Here is a 25,898-nt window from a genome sequence, read left to right on the forward strand (position 1 = left end):
CGGGCTGTTGACAATCTAATAGGAATTTTTAAAACCTGTATAGAATTTTATTCTATACAGGTTTTTTATTGGGAGAATTTATATGATGGGTCGGAAAGATGATTATCAAAGTAAAATGGAGTTTAAGAAAAGATGTATTTCACATGTCGTTGTTTAATTTCAAAAATTCTAAAAATTCCGTCGAAATGATTTACTTTGTAAAATTTTTGTTATTTAATAGATACATATTTAAAATTTTTAAATAATTAGGGGGTAGTGCAATGAGAAAGATTGTAAACAAGACATTTTTATTCATTTCTGTTCTATTGATTGTTGCGTTAACAGCTTGCAGCGGCAGTAGTACAGAAACATCAGGAAAGGATGATTCTAAAGAAGGTGGACAAGCAGGTAAAAGCGTAAAAGCCAAAATTGGAGTCATCTCGTATTTAAGTGGTCCTGGAGCTGCTTATGGTGAAGCGATTACAAGTGGTTTGAAGTTAGCTCAAAAAGAAATTAATGCAAAAGGCGATGTGAACATTGAGCTTGTGATTGAAGACTCTGCAGGAAAGCAGGAACAGGCTTTATCAGCTGCACAAAAACTCATGAATGACGATGACATCGTGGCTCTTTTGGGACCAACTTTAAGTACTGAAATGAATGTTGTTGGTCCTGAGGCGGACTTAAATGGAATTCCTATTATGGGTACTTCCACTACCGCTGTGGGAATTCCACAAATTGGGGACTACGTTTTCCGAAATTCATTGCCTGAGTCACTTGCCATTCCTGCCTCCATTAAAAAAGCAGCCGATAAATTCGGTGCGAAGAAGATTGCTATCATGTACGGCAATGACGATGTTTTCACAAAATCAGGATTTGATACGATGAAAAAAGAAGCAGAAGATATGGGACTTGAAGTTTTAACGATTGAAACCTTCCAAAAAGGACAGTCTGACTATAATGCTCAATTGACCAAAATCAAGGGACTTAATCCAGATTTGATTCTATGCTCGGCTCTTTATAATGAAGGCGCTGTCATCATGGATCAAGCTAGAAAAATTGGTATTGATGTACCTTTTGTAGGAGGAAATGGCTTTAACTCACCGCAGGTCATTGAAATTGCTGGAAAAGCTTCTGAGGGATTAATTGTTGCCACTCCATGGTTTGGTGATAAAGAAGATCCGAAGGTAAAGGATTTCGTACAAAAATTTGAAGCCGAATTCGGCAAGAAACCAGACCAATTTGCTGCTCAGGCCTATGATGCTCTATATATTTATGCAGAGGCTTTAAAAAATGCAGGTGAAGCTGACAGGGACGCACTTCGCGATGCACTTGCTGAAATCAAAGACTTAGAGGGTGTCCTTGGTAAATTCTCCTTTGATAAAGATGGGGATGTTGTTATGGACCCGACTGTACTTATCATCAAAGACGGAAAGTTTCAAATATTTGAATAAAAAATTTGAGTAAAAGGGTGAGATGCCTTGCTATTAGAGCAGCTAATTAACGGAATAACACTAGGAAGCATCTACGCCATCGTTGCCCTTGGCTTCACACTGGTTTTTGGGGTTCTTGGCATCATTAATATGGCACACGGTGAAATCTTTATGTTCGGGGCTTTTATAGGAGTAATCGTTACAAGTACACTGGGATTGCCGCTTTGGGTTGCGTTTGCCGCGGCCATCATTGTAACGGTCATTATGGGTTATATGCTAGAGCGCTTTGCACTAAGACCGCTGCGCGGGAAGCAAGGCGTCTCACACCTTGCTCCATTAATAAGTACGATCGGAGTCTCGATATTACTTGAAAATCTTTCGCATCACATATTCGGTGCAGGAAATCATCCTTTCAGTAATGCGTTTGCTGAGATTCGTTTCCAAATCGGCTCCATCACCGTTTATGTTGTGCAAATCCTAATTTTTGTCATATCGGTTGTTTTAATGATGTCTCTTTCCTATTGGCTATCCAAAACAAAAGCTGGAAAAGCTCTTCGTGCAACCGCAGAAAATTTGGAAACGGCTAGTATCCTGGGAGTTAATACAAAACGAATCATTACGTTAACAGTGGTTATTGCATCGGCAATGGGTGGTATTGCTGGAATATTAGTAGGTATGGCATTCAACTCCGTTAACCCGCAAATGGGATTATCAATGGGACTTAAAGGACTGGCCATTATCATATTAGGAGGAATGGGAAATGTGAAGGGTGCCATGGCTGGCGGATTAATTCTTGGATTGTCCGAAACGTTGGTAGTTGCCTACGGAGATTCAGGATATCGTGATGCCATTGCCTTTGTAACCATCATCATTATCCTTTTATTAAGACCACAAGGGCTTTTTGGGCAAAAGACAGCTGGGGCGGGGAGGTAATAGCATGCTTGGAGAATTAATCAATCCATATTACCTACAAGTCGCTTCCTTTATTTTGATCAATATTATTCTCGGATTAAGCATATACATTACTCTTTCTTCCGGACAACTTTCTTTAGGAAATGCCGGGTTTATGGGAATTGGAGCCTATACGTCTGCTTTATTAACCATCAACTATGATGTACCCATGATTATTGGAATCATTGCGGGGGCTTTAGTTGCAGGGATCGTCGGAATTCTGATTGGAATGCCTTCTCTCAGATTAACAGGTGTTTATTTGGCGATTGCCACCCTGGGCTTTGGTGAAGTCATCCGTGTATTCTTTGTAAACTGGGAATCTGTTACGAAAGGTGCCATAGGAATTTCGGGTATTCCTCAAATAGGCAGAGAGCTCTTCAGAATTTTTAGAGATGCCGGATTTGATCCAAGTATAATCGGCTTAAGAAATAATCAATTTGTTTATTTACTCGTCCTCATCATATTATTACTTATTAACCTTGTGCTCATTTGGTTTTTGATCAGACAAAGCAAATCCCGTGTGGGACGAGCTTTCGCATCGATCAAAATGGATGAAAAAGCTGCAGAAGCCATGGGAATCAATATTACCTATTATAAAGTGTTATCCTTTGCGCAAGGAGCAGTAATATCCGGTTTTGCCGGAGCGTTATTTGCTCATGTTATGGGATTTATCAGTCCGGCGGATTTCTCCTATCATCGTGCGGTCGAAATCCTGATTTTTGCCATTTTTGGCGGCAGTGAAGTCATTTGGGGTGCTATTTTTGGAGCAACTTTTATGACGATCATGCCCGAGGCGCTAAGATTTATTAGCGAATACCGCTATGTCATTTATGGACTTATTCTGATCTTTATGATGGCATTCCGTCCGCAAGGATTGATTGATGTATCGACTTTGCAGTGGTTTAAAAAGAAGTTTTCAAAAAAGGAGGCCGCTCATGGTTCTGAAAATCAAAAACATCTCTAAAAACTTTGGCGGCATCTCCGCTTTAACTGATGTTACCTATTCCATTCAGGATGGTGAGATCTACGGTCTCATTGGACCAAACGGTGCAGGGAAAACAACGATGTTTAATGTCATTACGAACATGTTTCCCCAGTCATCTGGAGAGATTACCTTTCTTGACGAAAAAATAACGGGGCTCAAACCCCACAAAATTACCGATAAGGGGATTTGCCGCACCTTTCAAAATATCCGACTTTTCTCTCAAATGACCGTTTTAGAAAATGTGCTGGTTGGAGGACATACCCGCAGTAAATCGGGAGTATTAAGCGGCGTCTTTCGGATAAAATCACAGCGTCAAGAAGAAGAAAGGCTGCATCAAACCGCAAATGAACTCCTGGAGCTGGTGGGTTTATCCTCTTATGGAGATGTTGCAGCAGAAAATTTAGCCTATGGCCAGCAAAGAAGACTTGAAATTGCCAGAGCATTAGCAAGTCATCCGAAGCTATTATTGTTGGATGAGCCAGCTGCAGGAATGAATGAAACCGAAACAGAGGAATTATTTTATTTAATAAAAAAAGTCCAACAAAAAGGGATTACCGTCCTTTTAATTGAACATGACATGCCGCTTGTCATGAAGTTGTGTGACCGAATTACCGTATTAAACTTTGGAAAGAAACTGGCTGAGGGTACACCTGAGGAAATTCAAAACAATCAAGCTGTTATTGAAGCCTACCTCGGAAAAGAGGAGGATGATCATATTGCTTAAAGTATCAGGAATTGAGACTTTTTATGGGAAAATTCAGGCACTAAAAGGAGTCAGCCTTGAAGTGGAACAAGGTAGTATTGTGACGATCCTTGGTGCAAACGGTGCAGGAAAAACAACGACCATGAAAACCATAGCAGGGTTATTAAAACCAAAGCAGGGAACTGTTGAGTTTTTAGGAGAAGATGTTACAAGTTTAAGGCCAGACCAGCTTGTTAAAAAGGGGATTGCTCTTGTTCCAGAGGGAAGAGCGATTCTCTCGAGTATGACGGTGATGGAAAACCTTGAAATGGGAGCTTACCATCGAAATGATAAAGAGATTGGAAATGATATTGAAGATGTCATGAAGCACTTTCCGATTTTAAAAGAAAGAAAGAATCAGCTTGGCGGAACCCTTTCTGGCGGGCAGCAACAAATGCTAGCTATAGCAAGAGCGTTACTTTCACGACCAAAACTATTGCTTTTAGATGAGCCTTCAATGGGACTTGCTCCATTAATTGTTGCAGATATTTTTAAGATTATAAGAGAAATAAGAGATACTGGAACGACAGTACTCCTCGTTGAACAAAACGCAAAGCAAGCGCTGAAGGTTGCTGACTATGGTTACGTATTGGAAACAGGAAAAGTAAGTATCAGCGGAAAATCAGAAACTCTTTTAGAAGATCCTAGGATTGTAGAAGCATACCTTGGAAGAAGATCAAGTTAGAGGAATACCTGTGTACATAGCATTCCTGATTTTGGTGCGTGACACACTCGATTCAAGAGTCATTCCGCCAAATAAAATGAGAAAAGGAAAAACCGGTCATTTGACCGGTTTTTTTGTTAATTCTCTTACCTTCCTGCCGGCAACAAAACCAATTACCAATTTACTGAGTAGTGGGAATTTGTTAGAATGAAAAAGAAAAAAATGATGCAAAGTAATCATGGAACATTTGATAATTCGCAAAGAGGAGAAGAATGATCATAATCCAATTTCCTGAGCTTTGTCCTCCTATTTTTACTTTACATCTAGAAAAATCATTTTAATAAGTAACATGGCTAGTAATCAAATTGGTAATTGAATCTAGTAGATAGGAGCTTATATGAGTTTAAAGATATATGATATTTTAAAATTAGATATTTTGAAGGATGCGAAGGTCATAGCTGGAGAGAATTTAGTTATGGACAGAGTGGTTCAATGGGTTTCTGCGATGGAAATGCCGGTTGAGAGCTTTGTCCGTAAGAACGAATTAGTTTTAACTACTGCTATTGGTTGTGGCCAGAACCTTAAGGAATTCGAGAAATTTGTTCAGGATGTTATGGATTCAGAGGCAACTGCTCTAGCGGTGGCACTTGGACGTCATGTTTTTGAGATTCCACATGAGATCATGGAACTGGCGAATAAGAATCAATTTATTCTTATTGAAATTCCATGGGAAGTTCGTTTTTCTGAAATCATTGAAGCGGTAATGCTGCAATTAAATGATATCAATCATAAAGAGAGTCGCAGATCAGAAAAAGTGCAGCAGGAGCTTTTAAATTTAATTCTTAAAGAAACAGAGCTTACCTGTATTGCAGACTATTTATACCAGAATGTAGGTTGCCCAGTTATTATTACTGATCAAATTGGGACTATTCAAGCTCAAAGTGAAGAGATTCCTAGTTTACTAGATAATTGGCGCGAATATGCAGTAAAAGGAATAATCCCAGATAGAAAGAAAAGGTCATTATCTTCACATGACCCAATGATCCAAAAAATACAAACAATTAAAATTGAAGGTTACTGTATAGTACAGCTTCCTGTTATTCAGGTCTCAGGAAATACTCAAGACTTTTTATTTGTTATCCTTCCATCTGATATATCGTTGGATCAGTTTTTAACACAGTATACCGTCAATGTATTAGAACACGCAGTGACAACAATAGCTCTTTGGTTTTCAAGGAAAAATGCGGTCGAGGAGGCAAAATTACTGCTTCATGACTCATTTATAAAAGAGCTGATTAATGGAGAATTCACTTCATTGGAGCAAGCGGTTTCAAGAGCCGAAATCGTGGGTTATAATCTTAAATTGCCGTATATTTGCATTATTGGTGCACCTGAAAACTTGAAAATGCTTTTTCAAACAAGGAATATAGATGAAGGAGCTTATCAGCAATGGACTGAAAGCATGGTTCATTATCTGAAGGAAGAAATCTACTACGCTGCAAATTCACTAAATAAAGAAGTAATGATTACCTATCAGGAGCAGCAGTTGTTAGTTTTTCTTGAAATTTCATTAGAAAAGAAAAAGGAAGGCGTAACCAACTTTTTAGATCTTGTTGAACGTCGCTTAAGAAGTTTACTCCCGAAAGTTGTCATTTATTGGGGTATTGGAAATTATAATGAGGATATATTTGGTTTTAAAGAAAGCTATCAAAATGCCAAAGTTGCCTTAAATATATGCAGGAATAAAAAAGGGATTGGCAATCGGGTTATGTATGAAAATACCCGAGTTGACCGTGTGCTTTTAAATCTATTTCAAAATTCAGAGATGAAAGAAATTATTATGACTACAGTTGAGCCCTTATTAGAATATAATAATCAACGGAATCTTGATTTAATCGAGACAATCAGTACATATAATCATTATCAAGGAAATGTAAGTAAGACAGCAAAAGCATTGTTTCTACATCGGCAATCCTTACTTTACCGTTTAAGAAAAATTGAAGAATTAACAGGTCTTTCACTTGTGGATCCCGATGATTTGTTCTTGTTAGATTTAAGTATCAAAACTTGGAAAATGGGAAATTAACACAATACTTTACACTATGAACTAAATAGAATGAAACCAGCTAAAGGGATATCGTTTATCTTCTAAGCTGGTTTTTTTGTAGATAAGATAAATATCATCAAATTATAAAAAAAATGTATGAAAAGAAACGTTTCTTATCGTCAATTTTGACAATTGATATCTCAGATAGAAGAGCTTAGTATTTATAAACATATAGTAAATATCAAGGAGGGGAAAGTTCCATGACTTCTACTAAAATGAAAAAAGATATGAAAATTCGTGATGTATGGGATGCAAGAAAACGAATTAGTCAGATTATCAATCGGACACCACTCATTCAATCAACTATCTTATCAGAAAAAGTCAATCGTAATGTCTATCTAAAACTAGAAAATGTTCATGAAGTGGGAGCATTTAAGGTAAGAGGGGCGGCTAATAAAATTCTGAGCTTAAGTCAAGAAGAAAGAAAACGAGGAGTGGCAACGTACTCAACAGGAAACCATGGCATGGCGGTTGCCTATGTTGCTAAAAAGCTTGGGATTGATGCCGTTGTCTGTATTTCTAATCGAGTGCCAAAAGCAAAAGTGGACTCATTAAAAAGGCTCGGGGCTCAAATTGAGATTGTTGGTGACAGCCAAGATGAAGCGGGTGTTCGCTGTTATGAGCTTGAAAATGAGAAAGGGTTAACCGTGATTGAGCCGTTTGATGATCCACATGTTATTGCTGGACAAGGTACGATTGGATTGGAATTATTGGAGGATCTTCCTTATATAAAAGATGTGATTGTTCCGCTTTCAGGGGGGGGACTGCTTTCAGGAATCGGTTTGGCATTGAAATCCAATAATCGTGATATAAGAGTAACTGGTGTTTCGATGGAACGTTCGGCAGTCATGTATGAAAGTTTAAAAGCTGGGAAACCAATTATGTTAGAGGAAAGTGAGACACTCGCTGATAGTTTACTAGGCGGAATAGGACTTGATAATCAATACACTTTTCAAATGGTCCAGCAATATATGGACAATGTAGTTCTTATTCCTGAAGAGGAAATTGCTTATAGTATGGCGTTTATGATGGACAAACATAGGATGATTATGGAAGGTGCAGCAGCGACAGGGATTGCTGCTGTTTTAGGCAGCAAAATCCCGCATCAAGAGGGTGATATAGCTGTAATTATTAGCGGTCAGAATGTCGATCTATCCATCCTGCTTACGTTAATTCAAACTTACACTGGTAAACTAAAATGAAAGACCGTCAAAAGAATCCGCCATTTTAGGATTTTATGGCGGTTTTTTTATGCAAGAAACAGTTTATTTGAGCTGATAAATTTGACTAGAAATCTCGAAAATCTTTCATACAAAATGTCAGATGAAATAATGGAATCCATTTTCGTATAATACAAACAAATAGAAATATTCAAAAAAATTAAACACAAACCTTAGGAGAACGGAGTGCAGAGAAAATATGTCTTTCTCAATAGCGGAATATAAAGAGAGAATTCGCAAAACAAAAGAACGGATGATGCAAAAAGGAATCGACGTTTTGCTTATCACAGACCCTGCTAACCTTAATTATCTATCCGGTTATGATGGCTGGTCATTTTATGTACATCAGATGCTGGTTTTAATGATTGATGAAGAACAGCCAAAATGGATTGGGCGCGGGCAGGATGCCAATGGGGCAAAAGCAACCACATGGCTCTCCCATGAAAATATCATTTCTTACCCAGATGATTATGTTCAATCAGAGGTCAAGCATCCGATGGATTTTGTCGCTGATCGATTAAAAGAATTTGGCAAAGCACACGGCACTATTGGAGTAGAAATGGAAAACTATTATTTTACAGCCAAATGCTATGAGCAGCTAAAAAAAGGACTGCAAAATGCCAGCTTCCAAGATGCTAGTTTGCTAGTTAATTGGGTACGGTTGATAAAGTCAGATGCAGAAATTGGGTACATGAAACGTGCTGCTAAGATAGTAGAAAAGGCGATGCAGGCAGGAATTGATTTAATTGAAGCCGGAGTCAGGGAATGTGATGTAGCGGCAAAGATTTTTTACACTCAGATTACTGGAACTGAAGAATTTGGCGGAGATTACCCATCCATTGTTCCATTGCTGCCATCCGGAGAAAAAACTTCTACACCACATTTAACCTGGACAGATGACCGCTATAAAGATGGAGACGCCGTTATTTTAGAAGTGGCAGGCTGCTATAAAAGATATCATTCACCACTGGCAAGGACGGTACAGATAGGAAAACCAAAAGATGAAATGAAAACCCTTTCAGGTGTAGCTGTAGAAGGCATTAATGCCTGCTTGGATATGATTCGTCCAGGCATTGCTTGTGAAGAGATTGAAGAAACATGGAGAAAAACAATTGAAAAAAGTGGATTTGTAAAAGAATCTCGGTTGGGCTACTCAATGGGATGTAATTATCCGCCGGATTGGGGAGAGCACACTGTGAGCATAAGAAAAGGCGACAAAACAATCCTGCAGCCTAACATGACCTTCCACCTCATTCCGGGATTGTGGCTTGACGATTATGGCTTTGAGGTGAGCGAGTCCATTCGAATTACGGACACAGGTTGTGAAACCTTTGCTAGGCTCCCAAGGGACCTAACTTTAAAGGGATTTCAGTATTCAAATTAGACATAGATTGGTGGTGAAATAAACATTGCTTATTTTTACAGAACAAGATTTAAAGGAATATGTGCAACTGAATTCTGAGGCTGTGAAGCTAGTAGAAGATGCATTTACGAAGCTATCAAATAATGAGGCATCGATGCCGCCGATTATGAGAGTGGATATTGAGGATCGAGACGGTGAAGTAGATGTAAAAACAGCTTATATCAAGGGAAAAGATATGTTTGCCATCAAAATTTCTTCCGGTTTTTTTAATAATTATCAGCTTGGACTGACAACTGGAAATGGAATGATGGTCTTAATCAGCACTCAAACTGGAGTTCCGGAAGCAATACTCTTAGATAATGGATATCTAACAGATGTTCGTACTGCTGCTGCAGGTGCGGTTGCGGCTGCCTTTCTTTCTAAGAAATCAATTGAAACCGTTGGTGTTATTGGAGCGGGCAGCCAGGCAAAATATCAGCTTAGGGCACTAAATATTGTGAGAAGTTTTACTAAAGTCCTTGTATATGCCAGGTCATTGGCAAGGGCCCAAAAATTTGCTGAAGAAATGACAGCTGAATTAGGGGTAGAAGTGATTGCGGTTGGAAGTGCAGAAGAAGTGGTAAGAAACAGTGAAACGGTGATTACGACCACCCCAGCAAAAGAGCCGATTATAAAAGCAGATTGGCTGCATCCAGGTCTTCATATTACTGCGATGGGATCGGATGCAGAGCATAAACAAGAATTAGAGCCGGAAGTATTGGCGAAAGCAGACATCCTTGTATGTGATACAAAAGCCCAATGTGCTCGTTTAGGAGAACTCCACCATGCCCTTACAGCTGGTGTACTCACTGAGGAGTCACAGGTTGTTGAATTAGGTGACCTGACATCTTTAAAAGCTGCAGGACGGGTAAATGAAGAACAAATTACCGTTTGTGATTTAACAGGTACGGGTGTACAGGATACAGCCATTGCCCTGTTTGCATATCAAGAAATGACCAAGAGGAATAAAGGGTTAAGAATTGAAAACAAAAAAATCTTACTAAAAAATTAAAGAGGAGTGGTTTTAATGAAAAACGCAAAAATGGGAACGAAAGCAGTATGGGCAGGAGAAAAGGATTATTTAGTACATGGAGCAACACAAGTACCAGTAGTGTTAAGTGTAGCTTACGGTTATGACGATATGGATGAATGGTATGATGTAGCAATTGGAAAAAAGAAAGGACATATCTATGGACGTAATACAAATCCAACAGTTCAGGCTTTTGAAGATAAAATCAAAATCCTTGAAGGAGCAGAAGCAGCAACAAGCTTTTCAACAGGGATGGCAGCAATCAGTAATACATTATCTACCTTCTTAGTACCTGGTGACCGTATTGTTTCTATTAAAGATACATATGGCGGAACAAATAAAATCTTTACTGAGTTCTTACCTCGTCAGGAAATTGAAGTAGCATTATGTGAAACTGGAAATCATGAACAAATTGAACGTGAAGTGGAAAAAGGCTGCAAAATTTTATACTTAGAAACACCAACAAACCCGACTGTTAAAATTACCGATATCGAACGTATGGCAAAAGCAGGTAAAGCTGCTGGTGCACTCGTTATCGTTGATAATACATTTGCTACCCCAATGAATCAAAATCCACTTTCTTTAGGTGTTGATTTAGTTATCCATAGTGCAACAAAGTTTTTGGGTGGACACGCAGATGCATTAGGCGGCGTGGTTTGCGGTTCTGAAGAACTAGTTGAAAAGATTTATCACTTCCGTGAAATTAATGGAGCCACAATGGACCCAATGGCTGCTTACCTTATTTTACGCGGGATGAAAACTCTTCATTTACGAGTTCGTCAGCAATGTGAAAGTGCAATGACTCTAGCAAAATATTTGCAGACAAAAGAGATGGTAGAAGCTGTTTATTACCCTGGTCTTGAAACACATCCGCACCATGATATTGCGAAAAAACAAATGAAGGACTTTGGCGGCATGCTCAGCTTTGCGGTTAAGGGCGGTGTTGATACAGTACGTGATCTTCTTCCTAAACTGCAATATGCAAACCGTGCAGCAAACTTAGGTGCAGTCGAAACAACAGTTGGACCAGCTCGTACAACAAGCCATGTAGAATGTACCCCAGAAGAACGTGCTGCAGTGGGAATTCCAGAAGGACTTATCCGAATCTCATGCGGAATTGAAGAAATCGAAGATATCATTGCTGATTTTGAACAAGCATTCAACCATGTTGAAAGTATGTTAAAAGTAAAATAATCTTCCATTCAAATACCAGGGGGAAATGAACAGATGGCAGATCATGCTAATCATCCTTTAGTCATTCAGGCAAATGGATTATCAGATCAACTTATTGAATGGAGACGTAAATTTCATCAGCATCCCGAACTCAGCTTTCAAGAGTTCGGGACCTCCCAATTCGTTGCTGAAGTCCTAAAAAAGATTAAGGGTTTTCATGTTGAAACAGGAATAGGAGTAGAAACAAGTGTAGTCGGTACATTAACTTCAGGAGAAGGACCTGTAATAGCAATTCGGGCTGATATGGACGCACTGCCGATCAAGGAAGAAAATACATTCGTATATAAATCAAAAAATGAAGGGGTTATGCATGCCTGCGGACACGATGCCCATACGACAATCTTACTTGGAGCAGCCCATCTTCTTGCTAAAAAGTTTGAAAGAGAAGAGCTGAAGGGAACAGTCAAATTTATTTTCCAGCCAGCAGAAGAGAGTACAGATGAAAAGGGATTTTCAGGTTCGCCATACATGGTACAAGCTGGTGCGTATGATGGTGTGGATGCTGCCATTGCCCTTCATATGTGCCCATGGCTTCCTGTAGGAGCAGCTCAAGTGAATGATGGGTACAGTATGGCAAATGTTGATGTGTTTACTGCTAAAATTTTCGGAACCGGCGGCCATGGTGCATATCCTGAACTTGGGACGGACCCGATTTGGATGCTTGGAGTTGTCATGCAGGCCTTACATGGGATTGTTGCCCGAAAATTACCGGCTCTAGAAGCGGGCGTGATTAGTATTGGGCAGATTCATGCCGGAACCGCAAGCAATATTATTCCTAATGAAGTAGTGATAAACGGCACGATTCGCAGCTATACTCCTGAAGCCCGTGATTTATTGAGTTCGGAGTTAATGAAGGCTCTGTCAATAGTCGAACCATTGGGAGGCAGCTATTCGCTCGATGTAGAAAGAGGAGAACCTGCTTTATACAATGATGCTCATATTAACAACTTATTTTTAAAGTCGATTGAAGAATTGTATCCGAATTTTGAGATTGTCAAGCGTCCCTTTGGTATGGGCGGTGAAGATTTTGGATATGTGACTCAAAAAATACCAGGTGCTTTATTTTTCCTTGGAAGTGGAACACAGGATGGAATTCAAAGGGATTTGCACACCCCAGTCTATGATCTAGATGAGAGCAGCTTGGCAAAAGGTGCTGCGATTCTTACACAGACAGCTTTGAATTTTTTGAAAGAAGAATCCCATTCTCCCATTAACATAAAAACGGAGGTTCAGATCCATGTCTCATAAATTAGCTTTTATCGGATTCGGTGTAGTTGGTCAGGGGTTAGCAGAAATATTGCTGGAGAAAAAAGAAGAATTAAAGCTAAAAGAGGGATTTGAGGCAAAAGTTGTTGCAATTTCTGATTTTATCAAAGGTTCTATCTATAATCCAAACGGTCTTGATATAGAAATAGTTTTAAAGACATTAAAAGAAACAGGGAATTTAGAAAATTATCCACAAACACCTGGATTAAGTAAAGGATGGGATAGTTTTAAAACCATTGTTGACACAAATGCTGATACGATAATTGAAGTGTCCTATACGGATGTAAAAACAGGGCAGCCTGCGATTGACCATTGTAAAGCAGCATTTGAAAGCGGAAAAAACGTGGTGATGACGAATAAAGGTCCCGTTGCCCTTGCCTATAAAGAGCTATCAGAAGTTGCTAAAAAGCACGGTGTTTCATGGGGCTTTGAAGGTACTGTCATGAGTGGTACTCCATCATTAAGAATGCCGATTGTTACATTAGCAGGTAATGAAATAAAGGAAATTCGTGGAATATTGAATGGAACCACCAATTACATTTTAACGAAAATGGAACAGGAAGGCGTCTCCTATGAAGCTGCATTAAAGGAAGCGCAGGAGCTTGGGTATGCTGAAGCAGATCCTGCTAGTGATGTAGAGGGCTATGATGCAAGATATAAGATTGTTATTCTAGCAAATTATATTATGGGCATTCCATTAAAAGTAGAAGACGTTTCCTGCAAAGGGATTACAGATATTTCGCTAAAAGACATTGAAACCGCTAAATCTGAAGGAAAACGTTGGAAGTTACTTGCTAAGGTTAACAAGGAAAACGGCAATGTGACTGCCTCAATTGCACCTGAAAAAGTTGACATTACGGATTCTTTGGCTTCTATCGGAGGCGCTGTCAATGCGATTACCTATGAATGTGATTTACTAGGTCCAGTCACATTAAGCGGGGCAGGAGCAGGTAAAACTGAAACAGGATTTTCTCTTTTAATAGACTTGATTAATATCAACCGTGAACGTCAACCGGTGATGGTTTAAGTAAGAAAGGGAAGGGTGGGAATTTGATGACAGTGCAAATTAGAGGTCAGAAGATGTTGATTGGTGGATCATGGGTAGGACGTAACGAGATCATTGAAGTTCGTGACCCTCAAGATAATAGTTTAATTGATACTGTACCTGCTGCCAGTAAAGAGGACATGATTCAATGTATTGAAGATGCAAAAGAAGGTGCGAAGATTGCTGCCGCCATGCCTGTGCATGAAAGAATCAGAGTAATCAATGCCGCTGCTGATTATATTGAAGAACATAAACAAAGATTTGCTTTTATCATAAGTAAAGAAGGCAGTAAAACCATTAGGGAAGCGCTGAAAGAGGCAGCGAGATGTGTTCAAACGTTACGCATTAGTGCCGAAGAAGCAAGAAGAATCACTGGCGAAACACTATCCTTTGACCAAATGCCTGGAAGTGAGAATCGGGTTGGTTATTATTACCGTTTCCCGATTGGCATTATTGCAGCGATTACCCCATTTAACGATCCGTTAAACCTTGTCGCCCACAAAGTAGGACCAGCCATTGCGTCTGGAAATGCGATTATTGTGAAACCAGCAAGTGTTACACCCCTAAGTGCACTTTTGCTTGCTGAGGCTTTCTCACATGCAGGACTCGCGCCTAAAGTGTTATCTGTTATAACAGGCCGTGGTCGTGAGATTGGAGACATCCTTGTCACCCATCCTGCTATACGAATGATTAGTTTCACAGGAGGCTTGGAAGCGGGAGAAGATATTGTTCGTAAAGCAGGTTTAAAAAAGATAAGTATGGAACTTGGTTCGAATTCTCCGGTTATTGTGCTGGAAGATGCAGATATGTTGGAAGCGGTTGAATCATCTGTATCTGGTGCATTTTGGGCAGCAGGTCAAAATTGTTTAGGTGTACAGCGGGTGTATATCCAAGAGAGCATTATGACAGCATTCCAACAAGCATTTATTTCCCGGACCGAGCTATACAATGTAGGGGATAAACAATCTACCTTAACGGATATGGGACCACTGATTACGGAAAAAGAAGCAATCCGAGTTGAAAAAATGGTTGAGGAAGCAATTGAAAAAGGTGCTCAATTACTCACTGGCGGACAGCGAAACGGAGCATTTTATTCTCCGACTGTTCTGTCAAATGTTCCGGAGAATTGTCAAATTGCAAAGGAAGAAATTTTTGGTCCAGTTGTTCTTCTTTACCCGGTAGCGGATTTGGATGAGGCAATCCAAAAATCAAATAGTGTGGACTATGGTTTACAGGCAGGTATTTTTACAAAAGACATTGAAAAAGCTCATAAGGCGATTGCTCAATTGGACGTTGGCGGAATTATGATTAATGACAGCAGCGACTATCGAATTGATGCAATGCCATTTGGCGGGGTTAAAAAATCCGGATTAGGCAGAGAAGGGATCAAGTTCGCCCTTCAAGAAATGACCGAACCAAAAGTGGTGTGCTTTAAATTAAATTAGACTAATGGGAATTCCAGTCATAGGAGGGAACTTGGCATGTCATTTGCAACGTATGAGTATAAAGAGAGAATTCGCAAAACAAAAGAACGAATGCAGCAAAAAGGAATCGATGTTCTGCTGATTACCGATCCGGCTAATATAAATTATCTATCCGGTTACGATGGCTGGTCGTTTTACGTGCATCAGATGTTAGTCGTCATTATTGACGAAGATCAGCCGATGTGGATTGGCAGAGAAATGGATGCCAATGCTGCAAAGGTCACAACATGGCTTTATCGCGATAACATTATTCCTTATCCAGATGATTATATTCATTCCGACATCAAGCACCCGATGGATTTCGTGGCCGGGATTTTAAAGGAAATAGGTCAAGATAACCGTTCGATAGGTGTGGAAATGGAAAACTATTATTTCACAGCCAAGAGTTATATGCAGCTAAATAAAGGATTACCGAATGCGGCCTTTCACGATGCAACCTTATTAGTGAACTGGGTACGACTGATCAAATCAGATGCCGAAATCGAGTATATGAAACGCGCAGCGATCATCGCCGAAAAAGCGATGAAGGCGGGGATTGAATTAATTCAAGAAGGCGTCAGAGAATGTGACGTTGCGGCCAAGATATTTCACACGCAAATCTCAGGAACAGCGGAATTTGGCGGGGATTATCCAGCAATTGTACCGCTCTTGCCATCAGGTGAGAAAACCTCCACACCGCATTTAACCTGGACTGATGATCGTTATAAGGACGGAGATGCCGTAATTATCGAATTAGCGGGCTGCTATAAAAGATATCATTCACCTTTAGCAAGAACTGTTCAAATTGGTAAGCCTAATGAAAATTTGAAAACCCTTTCAGAGGTGGCGGTAGAGGGCATTAACGCCTGTTTAGAAATGGTGAGACCTGGAATTGCCTGTGAAGAAATTGAAGAAACATGGAGAAAAACCATTGAAAAAAGTGGATTTGTAAAAGAATCACGACTCGGCTACTCCATGGGATTGAACTACCCGCCGGATTGGGGTGAGCACACGGTAAGCATTAGAAAAGGCGATAAAACGATTTTACAGCCGAATATGACCTTCCATCTGATTCCGGGGTTGTGGCTCGACAATTATGGCTTTGAGGTCAGTGAGTCGATCCGAATCACAGAAACCGGTTGTGAAACATTCGCTAAAATGCCAAGAAACCTAGCGTTGAAGGAATTTGTATAACGGTATTTAAAATTTAAAATCGTTTTAGAATAAAAGGGGATGATGCATGAATGAAGAAAGCTACAACTGCTACTGCAATAGGAAATCTAGTCGAATGGTATGAATACGGTATCTATAGTTATACTGCGGCAATTATCGGAGCTCAGTTTTTTCCAGAAGAGAGTAGTTCTGTAGCTTTATTATATGGTTTTGCGGTGTTTGCGATTTCGTTCTTCTTTAGACCGCTTGGAGGTATCATTTTTGGCTCGATAGGGGACCGGCTGGGACGAAAAAAGATATTAGTTGTAACGATTATGATGATGTCATTGGCTACAGCAATCATCGGGGTGATTCCAAATTATGAGTCTATAGGATTTATTGCTCCACTTTTATTAATTATCATGCGGATGATTCAGGGATTAGCAGCTGGAGGAGAATATACAGGTGCATCTGTATTTATGAATGAGTCAGCTCCGAATTCCCGCAGAGGTTTATTTACTAGTTTACTTGAATCAGGTTCATTGCTCGGCTACATTCTTGGTTCTGTGTTTGTAGCAATTTTAACTACTGCACTAAGTTCAGACCAAATGGCAGCATGGGGATGGAGAATTCCATTTATTTGTTCCTTGCCTTTAGCTTTAGTGGGAATGTACGTCAGAACGAAAATTGATGATACGCCAACCTTTATAAAGATGAAAGAAGAGAACGATTTGGCCAAATCTCCGCTGAAAGAGATGTTCTCAACTGCAAGAAAACCGTTAGCGATTTCATTTTTAGTTGTGGCGTTTGCCAATGGTGCCTATTATACCTTACTGACTTATCTTCCCTCCTATTTTGAGACGCAAGTGGGATTATCGACAATGGAATCTCTCATTGTCACAACAAGTGGAATGGTTTTAATGATGATTCTATTCCCAATCTTTGGGATGCTGGCCGATCGCTATGGGAGAATTAAGTTCCTGCTATTGTCGGCATTACTGGCAATCTTTACAGCGATTCCAATCATGGCCTTTGTCTCTGGTGGTTCGTCAGCAGGTCCGCTGGTCGGTTTCTTTGCCTTAGGAGTGATTGTAGCGATCTTTATTGGTGTCTTCCCATCAACACTTCCTATGTTGTTTCCGAATCGAGTAAGAAACAGTGCCTATGGTATTTCCTATAATGTTTCCACGGCGATTTTTGGAGGCGGTGCACCATTTATCATTACATCCTTGCAGACAGCTTCTGGAAATAAACTCATGCCGGCATTCTATTTAATCGCAACCGCTTTATTAGCGATCGTGGCAATGTTCTTTTTGCCAAAGTCCATGAAAGCAGCAAATGCAAATAGGGACATTACAGATATAAAAGATGCAATGTAGAAAACAGGGTCCTTCACTTTAATAAAGTGGAGGACTTTGATTTGCAATAAGTATGATGATTGATAGATAGAAATTCTAAATAAGGTTGTTTCCTCTATATTACCTATGTTGATCCACTAGAATCTGATTACCATCTGGATCTTCAATTGTAAAATGCGCTGGTCCTTCGGTTGATTCATCTGCTTCAGAATGCATTGTTATTCCTTTTTCTTTAAGCTGCTTTTGAATTTCACGAATGTCCGTAAATGATTCGAGATTTTCAGCATTTTGATTCCATCCTGGATTAAAAGTCAGAATGTTCTTTTCGAACATCCCTTGGAATAGTCCAATGATGCAATTTTCATTTTTCATAATCAGCCAATTTTGATTAATATCTCCACCAAAGGCTTGAAATCCTAGGTTTTCGTAAAACTCTTTTGATATATGAATGTCTTTCACAGTTAGACTTACAGAAAATGCTCCTAGTTTCATCATTCTACCTCTCTCGAAATAATAATTTTTAAATAAGTTTAAGTATAATTGATGAACTTTAATTACACAATATTCCCATATTTGGTTAACTGATACATGATAAATGCCAGTCTATTTTTATTATCTTAAAACATTTAATTTTATTGAATTTTTATTAATGGTAAACTGGAATTATTATTAAAACTATATTCCCGGATTTTTGGAAGCACGTTAATAAAATGATATGAATCAGGTGAATTTGATGAAATCTGCCGGTATAACGTTAAGTGAAATTCTTTGCCTACCAATATTAAAAGATGCTAGGGTAATTGGCGGAGAAAAGGGTCTAACTCGTGTTGTTAAATATATTGATATAATGGAAGTTCCGGATGTTACTGGGTGGTTGAGAGAAGGGGAATTACTGCTAACGACAGCCTATGCTATACGTCATGATCCGAGATTGCTGCCCAAATTAGTGGAACAATTAGCGCAGGTTGAAGCAGCTGCGTTAGCAATCAAAACTGAAAGATTCTTGAATGATATGCCTATTGAAATGATTCAAATGAGTCAGAAATATAATTTGCCAATTATTCAACTTCCGAACAATGTACCTTATATGGATATTACTCATGCGGTTATGGAGCAAATTATTGACAAACAAGCTTCTTTACTTAGAAGGTCTGAAGAGATTTACAAAACACTTACCACGCTTGTAGTAGAAAATAGGGGGATTCAGGTTGTAGCTGACAGAGTTTCTGGATTGCTAAAGTCGTCCTTATGGTTAGTCGATAAGGCAGGAAAAATGATTGTATCATCACCACAAATGTCCCCCGATTTCCCTTCAAATGGTACACTATCCTGGAATATAAGAGTGGATAACCAATTAGAAGGAAAATTGATTATTGACAAAAAACATTTAGATGATTTAGAGCTTATTTGTGTGGAGCAAGCTAGGCTTGTATTTTCTTTAGAATTAATGAGAAGGAAAACTGCATTAGATACTGAGCACAAGTTACGTGGTGACTTTATTGAAGAACTTTTGACTGGATTACCGCTGTCAAAACAAGTGATCATAGATAAGGCAAACCAATTTGGGTTTAAGACGGAAGGAATCTGGGAGATTGCGATCGTTGAATTAGAAAACGAAGAGAATGATGTATTTTTTGAAAAAATCAGTTTATTGATCGAACAAACTGCACAAGTATATAAGGTGAACTCACATATTCTTGTGAAGGGAAATCGTTTAGTTTTGTTACTTGCCTCGCATAGTGGTGAACAAATTAAACAGATTACAATTGAAGATAACCTAAATTGGAAATCGGTTCTGACACCTTTTATCTATGAGTGGCAAGGGATTCGAGTAGGTTTTGGCGGGAAAGCACAGTTGTGGGATATTCAAGGTAGCTTTTTAGAGGCAAAGAGAGCTATTTTGATCGGATCTAGAATATATCATCATTATAGAGTGTTTGCTTTCGAGGACTTGGAATTGTATCAATTATTACTAGATGCCTCTGAATTTGTAGACATGGACAAATTAGTGAAAAAAAAGATTGGTAAGATTTATAAATATGACCAGGAACATGGAACTGATTTCATCACAACATTTTATTTTTATTTGGCCTCAGGTGGAAGTTTAATGGAAACAGCTAAAGAACTCTTTATTCATCGAAATTCAGTTAAATACAGGATGGATAGGATCCGTGAGATAGCGGATATCGATACTGAAAATTTCAGAGAACGATTTGTTTATTACATATGTATTATATATTATAAATTAAAAATGGAAACTTAATCATAGGGTCGATTGTGCTGAGCGCACAATTGGCCCTATTTATTTTTGGTTTCGAAGGACATTGTCGAATATTATAGGTTTATTTAGAATTATAAACATTCAATACTTTCTCTCTTTTCAGAAAATATGTTGGATAAACTTTTTAGGAAAGGTATGAATTAGATGATTGGCATTATTCGTGTTTTTACGACAGACCAAGAAGAGGTACTTCAACAGCACGGAAAGGTGATAGCACAATCCTTTGATGTACCAACCGTAACAAAATGTATTCCTGATCAACCTTTAGGAATATTTAATAATGAGACAGAAGCAATCGCTGTTCCTAAAATCGTTGAGTTAGGCAAGCAAATGGAAAAAGAGGGATGTAAAGTCCTTGTTATCAGCTGTGCAGCTGACCCTGCTATTAGTGAATTGCGTAAAGAAGTATCGATTCCAGTCATTGGTGCTGGAAGTGCGGCGGCGCTTACCGCATTGGCGATTGGAGAACCTGTTGGTGTTCTAGGAATTACTGAAACTCCACCAGCTGTTATCGAGCAACTTCTAGGTAACTTACTTGTTGGTAATAATAAACCAAAAGGTGTGTCAAACACGACTGATTTAATGACACCAGCTGGACGCCAAAATGCTATAGATGCTGCTAAAAAGTTAATTGATCGAGGGGCAAAAGTATTAGTGTTTGCATGTACTGGATTTTCAACGATTGGACTAGCTGATCTATTAAGAGAAGAAATAAAAGTTCCTATTATTGATGCTGTTGAGGCAGAGGGAATGTTTGCGGCTACGTTGTATCAGCATGTACAAGCATCAGTGATAAAATAATTGCTTACTAGTGGTCCAATTGAAATGGATAGGATAAAACTAGTAGGATTTGTTTGAAAGAAGGTTTTTCATTGGTCAGATCCTATCTTTTGCTCTTAATATGTGTCTTTACATGGGCGGGAAACTACCTAGCGCGTCAATTTTTATTAAAAGAATTTTCTCCCTTTTTTCTATCAGCCTTTAGCCTTACAGTCATATCGATTTTCTTTTGTTTGTTGGCTTCTTTTACTAAATCTTTCGTTCAAATTCAGCGAAGGGAACTAGTGTTATTTTGTTTTGCTGGTTTAATTGGGTTAGTTGCAAATCAAATCTTTTTGTTTATGGGACTAAAGTATTCAACTGCTACAAATGCTTCTTTGATTTTTAGTTTATCCCCTTTACTTACAGCTGGTTTAGCTGCTGTGTTTCTAAAGGAGAAGGTAACACGGCAAATGGTAATTGGAAGTTTGATTGCAATCTTTGGAATTTATTTAGTCCTATCTGTACGAGGTCAATTCGTATTTAATATAGGTGATGTCCTGCTCTTTGGAGGAACAGCTACATTTGCCTGTAACCTTATTTTTGTTCGATTGCTTTCTAAAAGGCTGTCACCTATTATCATTACAACCTATAGTTTTATGATGGGTGCAATCCTTTTTGACCCGTTCCTCATGATTGGTACTAACATCGATTGGAATCATTCAATGGCAATTTGGAGTTTTGCGATATGCTCTGTAATTATCGGACAGGGACTCACTACTTTAATGTGGAATGAGGCCATGAATGATATTGGAGCAGCAAGAGCTGCTGTTGTGTTAAATTTACAACCTTTAATGACAATGTTATTGGACTTTTTGATTTATAAAAACACAGTGACGGTACAGCAAATGATCGGGGCCGCACTTGTATTTACCGGAATCCTATTTAGCATTTTACAAAAAAGTACTGTTAGAAAAGGTCCATCGGAATTGATGGCTAACCAATTAGCTGAAGCCAATGCGATTAAGAACAAATTGGAGGGCAAAGTTAAAAACTTGCAAAGATAGCTTTCAAAGCATATAGAGATTGTGAGTTAACTGAATAACCAACATAAATTATAGGGGGAATTTCTATGAAACATGAAACTCATGACGAAAAGCATCCACGTTTATTCGAACCATTTACATTTATTTTAACGCTCGTCACTTCAGTCTTTGGTGCCATTATTGGGATGCAGATTATTGTAAGTTTAGGGGTAACGCCAAATACTTCAATAATTGGTGCCCTAATAGCGATGTTAATTGCTAGGATTCCGATTACGATCTTCAGCCGATACAAATCTGTTCATCGTCAAAATCTTGTGCAAACAGCTATATCTGCTGCAACCTTTGGTGCAGCTAATAGTCTATTAATTCCAATCGGTATTCCATTTTTAATGGGTGCACCAGAACTAATTATTCCAATGTTAATTGGTGCTGCGTTAGCGATGTTTGTCGATGCAGCTATTCTTTATAAGCTATTTGATTCTAAACTATTTCCAGCAAAAGGAACGTGGGCGCCTGGAGTTGCAACGGCTCAAGCAATCCTGGCAGGTGATAAAGGTGGTAAGAGGGCTGGTTTACTTGGAGTAGGTACTGTTATTGGTATCATAGGTTCCTTCCTTCATATTCCGATGTCAGCATTTGGTGTTGCTTTTATCGGGAATATTTGGGCCCTTTCAATGTTTGGGATTGGTCTATTATTCCGTCAGTACTCCATTCCTGTGTTTGGCGTAGATGTAAACGCACTTTATATCCCTCATGGAATTATGATTGGTGCGGGGATTGTTGCATTAGTTCAGGTTTCGATATTGATTTTTGCTAAAAAGAAAAATTCCGGACAACCATCTACTAAAGATGAAGTGGCAGCAACTATAGAAATTGCTGACGAAGAAGAGTTTACTCGCCCGATAGAAAAAGCAAGAAAAGCGTTAGGATTAGGTTTCGGTGCCTATCTTACGGTGGCATTAATCCTTGCGATTACTGGTGGCCTTATCACTGATATGTCTCCAGGTATGTTTATCGGATTCTTATTCTTTGCTGCTTTTGCGGCATTCGTTCATGAAATGATCGTAGGTATCGCGGCAATGCATTCTGGTTGGTTCCCAGCGTTTGCGGTAGCATTTATTACTCTTCTTATTGGGATGATGATTGGGTTCCCGCCATTAGCGCTTGCATTGCTAGCAGGATTTAGTGCAGCTACAGGACCCGCGTTTGCTGATATGGGCTATGATTTTAAAACAGGTCATATCTTACGCGGCGAAGGTAAGAACAGAGAATATGAAATTGCTGGCCGAAAACAACAATACTTTACATCAATGATTGCCTTTGGTGTGGCTTTATTAACAGTGCTTGTTACTTACAAAGGATATTTTGCACAAAATTTAGTACCGCCGATTGATGCTGTTTATGTTTCAACGATTGAAGCAGGAACTTCTGCAGATGTTGCAAAACAATTATTACTCTGGGCAATACCTGGTGCCATTCTTCAGCTGATTGGTGGTCCAAGTCGTCAATTAGGGGTATTGTTTGCAACAGGTTTATTGATCTTAACACCATATGCAGGCTTTGCCGTACTTACTGGTATTGCGATTCGCTTAATTTGGGTAAAAGCAAAGGGTAAAGAAGCGGAAGCACCAATGAGTATTTTAGCAGCTGGATTTATCGCTGGTGATGCATTATTTAGCTTCTTCAATTCTGTATTCAAAATAGGTAAATAAGGGAGAGTAAAATGGCGAAAATTCAATTAGACAAAAAAATTGTAGAGTATGCAGTATATGGCGGTGCGGTCCTCGGCGGCGGCGGGGGAGGCTGGATTGAAGATGGTCTGCAAATTGGCAGGCTCGCTCTTGACATTGGTCAGCCTGAACTATTGACCGTAGATGAGCTTTCAGATGAAGATTTGGTTGTAACAGCTTCATTGGTTGGGGCACCTGCTGCAAAAGATAAATTTGTTAAACCGATTCATTATTCAAGGGCTTTAGATCTTCTTTCACAAAAAATCGGAAAACCGTTTAAAGGAATTATTACAAACGAAAATGGAGCAGGTACTACGGTTAACGGCTGGTTCCAATCAGCCGTAACAGGTATCCCCGTAATCGATATTCCTTGTAATGGACGAGCACATCCAACAGGATCAATGGGATCAATGAACCTTTCAGAGCAAGAGGACTATGTTTCTCATCAGGCAGCAGTTGGAGGCAAAGGCTCTAACTATTTAGAATTTAGTGTTTCTGGATCGCTTGACAAGGCATCTACATTAATTCGAAAGGCTTCTATTGAAGCTGGTGGTTTAGTAGCGGTGGCTAGAAACCCTGTAACCGTTGCTTATGCCAAGGCTCATGGTGCAGCTGGTGCGATTCAGCAAGCGATTCAGGTAGGAGAAGCATTGTTAAGCCATGTCGGTGAAGCGGCCATCGATGCTGTTGTCGGGACGTTGGGAGGAAGAGTGGTTACAGAAGGAACGGTAACGGATTTTTCACTCGAAACAACAGGCGGTTTTGATGTAGGCACAGTCACCATAAATGATTCCTATGAATTAACCTTTTGGAATGAATACATGACGATTGAAAAAAATGGTGAGAGATTTGGAACCTTTCCAGACCTTATTATGACACTTGACGCAAGAACAGCTGAGCCGATTGTTTCTGCTGCTATACAAAAAGGTCAGCAAATCGCTGTTATAGCAGTTCCAAAGGAAAAGTTAATTTTAAGCAGTACGATGAGAAATGAAAAGTTACTGAAACCGGTAGAGGATATTATTAATCGCTCAATTCTTGAATATAACATCTAAGCAAAGGGAGAGGAAAAAAGTGGTACTTAAACAAACGTTAACTGCAATCGATATATTAGACAATGCTTATGTTTCAGGGGAAAAGGTGAAGGAGTTATTTAGTACTTATGCTAACGTAACTGTAACGGTTCAAACTGTTGAAGGTGATAAGGGCAGTACTGATTTCATAAAAATTGTAATTCCGGGTTCAAATGGAAAAAGCAATGGTGGAGACGCACCAACTTTTGGTATTGTGGGCAGATTAGGTGGAATAGGGGCCCGACCAAGTCGTATTGGAATGGTTTCTGATGCTGATGGAGCCGTTGCAGCCGTTGCTTCCGCATTAAAACTAGCTGATATGCAAACTAAAGGTGATACGCTTGTTGGGGACGTTATTGTAACTACCCATATTTGTCCAGATGCACCGACACGCCCGCATGAACCAGTAGATTTTATGGATTCGCCGGTAGATATTCTTACAATGAATAAATATGAAGTGGTCCCAGAAATGGAATCTATTTTATCGATTGATACGACAAAAGGAAATCGTGTTATCAATCATAAAGGAATTGCTATTTCTCCAACTGTGAAGGAAGGGTATATTCTCCGTGTTAGCGATGATTTACTGAGGATTATGGAGATGGCAACAGGTCAATTCGCAGTAACCTTCCCAATTACTACTCAAGACATTACACCATACGGGAATGATTTGTATCATATAAACTCCATCCTACAGCCTGCAGTTGCTACATCAGCTCCTGTAGTCGGGGTAGCCATTACAGCTCAATCCGTTGTTCCAGGCTGTGGAACTGGTGCGAGTCATGAAACCGATATCGCAGATGCCGTCCGTTTTGCCGTAGAAGTGGCTAAGGAAGCAACAAACGGAACATGTGAATTATATAGTAAAGATGAGTTTAATAGAATCACAGAATTATATGGTTCTATGGAAAGATTCCAAACGATGGGGCAAAAAGCTCCTCAGCTGTAATTAGGGGAGGGCGCGTCTGCTCTCCTTTTATTT

22 protein-coding genes are annotated in these 25,898 nt (G+C 39.3%); 21 read left to right on the forward strand and 1 reads right to left on the reverse strand.

What is annotated here, in order from left to right:
- Window positions 1-260 precede the first annotated feature (260 nt).
- The 15 genes from ACY3XC_RS22470 (at window position 261) to ACY3XC_RS22540 (ending at window position 18,048) form a co-directional block, all read left to right on the forward strand.
- On the forward strand, window positions 261-1,430 hold the full coding sequence (locus ACY3XC_RS22470) for an ABC transporter substrate-binding protein (protein ID WP_464870541.1): 1,170 nt from the start codon (window positions 261-263) through the stop codon (window positions 1,428-1,430).
- Between the two features lie 27 nt (window positions 1,431-1,457).
- Window positions 1,458-2,342, forward strand: coding sequence for a branched-chain amino acid ABC transporter permease (locus ACY3XC_RS22475; protein WP_464870542.1), 885 nt, complete (start codon window positions 1,458-1,460; stop codon window positions 2,340-2,342).
- Window positions 2,343-2,346: 4 nt separating this feature from the next.
- Window positions 2,347-3,324, forward strand: a complete 978-nt coding sequence (locus ACY3XC_RS22480) for a branched-chain amino acid ABC transporter permease (RefSeq protein ID WP_464870543.1) — start codon at window positions 2,347-2,349, stop codon at window positions 3,322-3,324.
- Window positions 3,296-4,069, forward strand: a complete 774-nt coding sequence (locus tag ACY3XC_RS22485) for an ABC transporter ATP-binding protein (RefSeq protein ID WP_464870544.1) — start codon at window positions 3,296-3,298, stop codon at window positions 4,067-4,069. Before ACY3XC_RS22480 ends, ACY3XC_RS22485 begins: the two co-directional genes overlap by 29 nt.
- Window positions 4,062-4,772 carry an ABC transporter ATP-binding protein gene (locus tag ACY3XC_RS22490; RefSeq protein ID WP_464870545.1) on the forward strand — a complete coding sequence of 237 codons (711 nt, stop codon included), beginning with the start codon at window positions 4,062-4,064 and terminating at the stop codon, window positions 4,770-4,772. Before ACY3XC_RS22485 ends, ACY3XC_RS22490 begins: the two co-directional genes overlap by 8 nt.
- Window positions 4,773-5,148: 376 nt before the next feature.
- A complete protein-coding gene (locus tag ACY3XC_RS22495; protein WP_464870546.1) occupies window positions 5,149-6,837 on the forward strand; it encodes a PucR family transcriptional regulator in 1,689 nt (562 codons plus the stop codon).
- Between the two features lie 221 nt (window positions 6,838-7,058).
- Window positions 7,059-8,060 carry a hydroxyectoine utilization dehydratase EutB gene (gene eutB / locus ACY3XC_RS22500; RefSeq protein ID WP_464870547.1) on the forward strand — a complete coding sequence of 334 codons (1,002 nt, stop codon included), beginning with the start codon at window positions 7,059-7,061 and terminating at the stop codon, window positions 8,058-8,060.
- Between the two features lie 217 nt (window positions 8,061-8,277).
- Window positions 8,278-9,462, forward strand: a complete 1,185-nt coding sequence (locus ACY3XC_RS22505) for a M24 family metallopeptidase (RefSeq protein ID WP_464870548.1) — start codon at window positions 8,278-8,280, stop codon at window positions 9,460-9,462.
- Between the two features lie 25 nt (window positions 9,463-9,487).
- On the forward strand, window positions 9,488-10,492 hold the full coding sequence (locus tag ACY3XC_RS22510; protein ID WP_464870549.1) for a cyclodeaminase: 1,005 nt from the start codon (window positions 9,488-9,490) through the stop codon (window positions 10,490-10,492).
- Window positions 10,493-10,507: 15 nt separating this feature from the next.
- Window positions 10,508-11,704, forward strand: a complete 1,197-nt coding sequence (locus ACY3XC_RS22515; protein WP_464870550.1) for a cystathionine gamma-synthase family protein — start codon at window positions 10,508-10,510, stop codon at window positions 11,702-11,704.
- 33 nt (window positions 11,705-11,737) lie between these two features.
- Window positions 11,738-12,991, forward strand: a complete 1,254-nt coding sequence (locus ACY3XC_RS22520) for a M20 metallopeptidase family protein (protein ID WP_464870551.1) — start codon at window positions 11,738-11,740, stop codon at window positions 12,989-12,991.
- Window positions 12,981-14,036 (forward strand): homoserine dehydrogenase, encoded by a 1,056-nt coding sequence (locus tag ACY3XC_RS22525; RefSeq protein ID WP_464870552.1) that lies wholly within the window; start codon window positions 12,981-12,983, stop codon window positions 14,034-14,036. The genes ACY3XC_RS22520 and ACY3XC_RS22525 overlap by 11 nt, the downstream gene beginning before the upstream one ends.
- 26 nt (window positions 14,037-14,062) lie before the next feature.
- Window positions 14,063-15,499, forward strand: coding sequence for an aldehyde dehydrogenase family protein (locus ACY3XC_RS22530; protein WP_464870553.1), 1,437 nt, complete (start codon window positions 14,063-14,065; stop codon window positions 15,497-15,499).
- A 36-nt stretch (window positions 15,500-15,535) separates the two neighbouring features.
- Window positions 15,536-16,711 carry a M24 family metallopeptidase gene (locus ACY3XC_RS22535; protein ID WP_464870554.1) on the forward strand — a complete coding sequence of 392 codons (1,176 nt, stop codon included), beginning with the start codon at window positions 15,536-15,538 and terminating at the stop codon, window positions 16,709-16,711.
- Between the two features lie 50 nt (window positions 16,712-16,761).
- Window positions 16,762-18,048: an MFS transporter gene (locus ACY3XC_RS22540; protein WP_464870555.1), complete on the forward strand. Its 1,287-nt coding sequence runs from the start codon at window positions 16,762-16,764 to the stop codon at window positions 18,046-18,048.
- Window positions 18,049-18,147: 99 nt separating this feature from the next.
- Here the strand turns inward: ACY3XC_RS22540 and ACY3XC_RS22545 are convergent, their stop codons facing one another.
- Entirely contained in the window at window positions 18,148-18,519 is a 372-nt protein-coding gene (locus tag ACY3XC_RS22545) for a VOC family protein (RefSeq protein WP_464870626.1), read from the reverse strand.
- A 241-nt stretch (window positions 18,520-18,760) separates the two neighbouring features.
- Between ACY3XC_RS22545 and ACY3XC_RS22550 the strand changes: the two genes are divergently transcribed.
- The 6 genes from ACY3XC_RS22550 to ACY3XC_RS22575 all read left to right on the forward strand — a co-directional run bounded on the left by ACY3XC_RS22550 (window position 18,761) and on the right by ACY3XC_RS22575 (window position 25,865).
- Window positions 18,761-20,290, forward strand: a complete 1,530-nt coding sequence (locus tag ACY3XC_RS22550) for a PucR family transcriptional regulator (RefSeq protein WP_464870556.1) — start codon at window positions 18,761-18,763, stop codon at window positions 20,288-20,290.
- 162 nt (window positions 20,291-20,452) lie between these two features.
- Window positions 20,453-21,109: an aspartate/glutamate racemase family protein gene (locus ACY3XC_RS22555; RefSeq protein WP_464870557.1), complete on the forward strand. Its 657-nt coding sequence runs from the start codon at window positions 20,453-20,455 to the stop codon at window positions 21,107-21,109.
- 89 nt (window positions 21,110-21,198) lie between these two features.
- Entirely contained in the window at window positions 21,199-22,134 is a 936-nt protein-coding gene (locus tag ACY3XC_RS22560; RefSeq protein ID WP_464870627.1) for a DMT family transporter, read from the forward strand.
- A gap of 65 nt (window positions 22,135-22,199) precedes the next feature.
- On the forward strand, window positions 22,200-23,825 hold the full coding sequence (locus ACY3XC_RS22565) for an OPT/YSL family transporter (protein WP_179160568.1): 1,626 nt from the start codon (window positions 22,200-22,202) through the stop codon (window positions 23,823-23,825).
- A gap of 11 nt (window positions 23,826-23,836) precedes the next feature.
- Entirely contained in the window at window positions 23,837-24,898 is a 1,062-nt protein-coding gene (locus ACY3XC_RS22570) for a DUF917 domain-containing protein (protein WP_464870558.1), read from the forward strand.
- Between the two features lie 19 nt (window positions 24,899-24,917).
- Window positions 24,918-25,865, forward strand: a complete 948-nt coding sequence (locus ACY3XC_RS22575) for a DUF1177 domain-containing protein (protein WP_464870559.1) — start codon at window positions 24,918-24,920, stop codon at window positions 25,863-25,865.
- The last annotated feature ends 33 nt before the right edge of the window (window positions 25,866-25,898 follow it).

Source organism: Bacillus sp. CZDM1 (genome assembly GCF_055502545.1).

Bases quoted from the DNA above. Each gene is read 5' to 3' on its own strand.
- ACY3XC_RS22470 (WP_464870541.1), top strand. From the start codon at position 261: ATGAGAAAGATTGTAAACAAGACATTTTTATTCATTTCTGTTCTATTG.
- ACY3XC_RS22480 (WP_464870543.1), top strand. From the start codon at position 2,347: ATGCTTGGAGAATTAATCAATCCATATTACCTACAAGTCGCTTCCTTT.
- ACY3XC_RS22485 (WP_464870544.1), top strand. From the start codon at position 3,296: ATGGTTCTGAAAATCAAAAACATCTCTAAAAACTTTGGCGGCATCTCC.
- ACY3XC_RS22495 (WP_464870546.1), top strand. From the start codon at position 5,149: ATGAGTTTAAAGATATATGATATTTTAAAATTAGATATTTTGAAGGAT.
- eutB (WP_464870547.1), top strand. From the start codon at position 7,059: ATGACTTCTACTAAAATGAAAAAAGATATGAAAATTCGTGATGTATGG.
- ACY3XC_RS22505 (WP_464870548.1), top strand. From the start codon at position 8,278: ATGTCTTTCTCAATAGCGGAATATAAAGAGAGAATTCGCAAAACAAAA.
- ACY3XC_RS22515 (WP_464870550.1), top strand. From the start codon at position 10,508: ATGAAAAACGCAAAAATGGGAACGAAAGCAGTATGGGCAGGAGAAAAG.
- ACY3XC_RS22520 (WP_464870551.1), top strand. From the start codon at position 11,738: ATGGCAGATCATGCTAATCATCCTTTAGTCATTCAGGCAAATGGATTA.
- ACY3XC_RS22525 (WP_464870552.1), top strand. From the start codon at position 12,981: ATGTCTCATAAATTAGCTTTTATCGGATTCGGTGTAGTTGGTCAGGGG.
- ACY3XC_RS22530 (WP_464870553.1), top strand. From the start codon at position 14,063: ATGACAGTGCAAATTAGAGGTCAGAAGATGTTGATTGGTGGATCATGG.
- ACY3XC_RS22535 (WP_464870554.1), top strand. From the start codon at position 15,536: ATGTCATTTGCAACGTATGAGTATAAAGAGAGAATTCGCAAAACAAAA.
- ACY3XC_RS22540 (WP_464870555.1), top strand. From the start codon at position 16,762: ATGAAGAAAGCTACAACTGCTACTGCAATAGGAAATCTAGTCGAATGG.
- ACY3XC_RS22545 (WP_464870626.1), bottom strand. From the start codon at position 18,519: ATGAAACTAGGAGCATTTTCTGTAAGTCTAACTGTGAAAGACATTCAT.
- ACY3XC_RS22550 (WP_464870556.1), top strand. From the start codon at position 18,761: ATGAAATCTGCCGGTATAACGTTAAGTGAAATTCTTTGCCTACCAATA.
- ACY3XC_RS22555 (WP_464870557.1), top strand. From the start codon at position 20,453: ATGATTGGCATTATTCGTGTTTTTACGACAGACCAAGAAGAGGTACTT.
- ACY3XC_RS22565 (WP_179160568.1), top strand. From the start codon at position 22,200: ATGAAACATGAAACTCATGACGAAAAGCATCCACGTTTATTCGAACCA.
- ACY3XC_RS22570 (WP_464870558.1), top strand. From the start codon at position 23,837: ATGGCGAAAATTCAATTAGACAAAAAAATTGTAGAGTATGCAGTATAT.